This window comes from Kocuria sp. CPCC 205260 (genome assembly GCF_040981045.1).
Taxonomy (GTDB): domain Bacteria; phylum Actinomycetota; class Actinomycetes; order Actinomycetales; family Micrococcaceae; genus Kocuria; species Kocuria palustris.
Window position 1 is genome coordinate 1 of record NZ_JAVKPT010000109.1, and the last position, 514, is coordinate 514.

Annotated in this window: 2 tRNA genes; one reads left to right on the forward strand and one right to left on the reverse strand. The window is 73.2% G+C overall.

Annotation, left to right across the window (positions count from 1 at the left end):
- Positions 1 to 80: 80 nt before the first annotated feature.
- Positions 81 to 151: transfer RNA gene (locus tag RF645_RS13435), tRNA-Gly, on the reverse strand.
- A 225-nt stretch (positions 152 to 376) separates the two neighbouring features.
- Here RF645_RS13435 and RF645_RS13440 point away from each other — a divergent pair.
- Positions 377 to 449: transfer RNA gene (locus RF645_RS13440), tRNA-Pro, on the forward strand.
- The last annotated feature ends 65 nt before the right edge of the window (positions 450 to 514 follow it).

Consider the following 514-nt stretch of genomic DNA (forward strand, 5'->3'; position numbering starts at 1 on the left):
AGGTGCCGGTCCGGGCGGGTGACGGGGCCGGGAACGACGAACGCCCCGGTCCAGGAGGGCCGGGGCGTTCGTGCGACGGGAGGGGATGACGGGAATCGAACCCGCGTAATCAGTTTGGAAGACTGAGGCTCTACCATTGAGCTACATCCCCGCGGAGCGCTCTGTCGAGGCCTTCCCATTAACCGGCCCGGCGCGCGCGGTGTCAAATCCCGGGGCGCGGGCGCACCCGCGGAGCGCGGTCGGCAGGACGCCGGCGGGCCGTGCGGAGCGGGGTCCGGCGGGCCGAGGTGCGGCCCCGTCCGCCCAGCCGGTAGACTCGCCGGTGGTCCGTGCTCGTGCACCGGACCGCAGTCGTTGCAGCCGAGGCTGCAGGTACCGGGGCGTAGCGTAGTGGCTAGCGCGCCTGCTTTGGGAGCAGGAGATCGCAGGTTCGAGTCCTGTCGCCCCGACGTGGGGGCGGTTGCCCGGTGCAGCCGGGCACCCGCCTTCCCGACCGTCCCGGGCCGCAGAACGG